This window comes from Streptomyces sp. NPDC050315 (genome assembly GCF_040655775.1).
GTDB lineage: Bacteria > Actinomycetota > Actinomycetes > Streptomycetales > Streptomycetaceae > Streptomyces.
In genome coordinates this window covers 1-1137 of the sequence record NZ_JBFAKN010000025.1, presented here as the reverse complement: position 1 = coordinate 1137, position 1137 = coordinate 1, and the positions used below count along the sequence as shown (strand labels likewise).

Below are 1137 nucleotides of genomic sequence, written 5' to 3'. Positions count from 1 at the left end.
AACCGCCCTCTTCGGACTCGCTTTCGCTACGGCTTCCCCACACGGGTTAACCTCGCAACATACCGCAAACTCGCAGGCTCATTCTTCAAAAGGCACGCAGTCACGACTGCCATCCGAAGATGACAGCGACGCTCCCACGGCTTGTAGGCACACGGTTTCAGGTACTATTTCACTCCGCTCCCGCGGTACTTTTCACCATTCCCTCACGGTACTATCCGCTATCGGTCACCAGGGAATATTTAGGCTTAACGGGTGGTCCCGCCAGATTCACACGGGATTTCTCGGGCCCCGTGCTACTTGGGTGGTTCTCAAGCGAGCCGTACAGATTTCAGCTACGGGGGTCTTACCCTCTACGCCGGACCTTTCGCATGTCCTTCGCCTATCCATACGGTTTCTGACTCGCCGACCGGCCGGCAGACCGATCAAGAGAACTCCCACAACCCCGCACTGGCAACCCCTGCCGGGTATCACACCAATACGGTTTGGCCTCATCCGGTTTCGCTCGCCACTACTCCCGGAATCACGATTGTTTTCTCTTCCTGCGGGTACTGAGATGTTTCACTTCCCCGCGTTCCCTCCACACTGCCTATGTGTTCAGCAGCGGGTGACAGCCCATGACGACTGCCGGGTTTCCCCATTCGGAAACCCCCGGATCAAAGCCTGGTTGACGACTCCCCGGGGACTATCGTGGCCTCCCACGTCCTTCATCGGTTCCTGGTGCCAAGGCATCCACCGTGCGCCCTTAAAAACTTGGCCACAGATGCTCGCGTCCACTGTGCAGTTCTCAAGCAACGACCAGCCACCCGTCACACACCACCTTCGTGGCGTTTCACCGGGGCCGGCGTTTGAAGGTCCGAGCAAAGCCCGTGCCCTCAGACACCCAACAGCGTGCCCGACAAGTCCTTCGCCTCTTCACGTTCCACGCCGAAGCAGTACTAGCGAAGAAGAAACCTGAACTTGCCGAGTAGTCAACGTTCCACCCATGAGCAACCAGCATCAGACATTCGCTGATGTTCTGGCCTCTGACCAGGTCCGAGGACCGGGTAAGAAGTGCTCCTTAGAAAGGAGGTGATCCAGCCGCACCTTCCGGTACGGCTACCTTGTTACGACTTCGTCCCAATCGCCAGTCCCACCTTC

Annotated in this window: 2 rRNA genes; both read right to left on the bottom strand. The window is 58.0% G+C overall.

The annotated features are described in order from the left end of the window. A 23S ribosomal RNA gene (locus AB0I82_RS36360) occupies positions 1-756 on the bottom strand; the annotation flags it as partial. A 305-nt stretch (positions 757-1061) separates the two neighbouring features. After that, a 16S ribosomal RNA gene (locus AB0I82_RS36355) occupies positions 1062-1137 on the bottom strand; the annotation flags it as partial.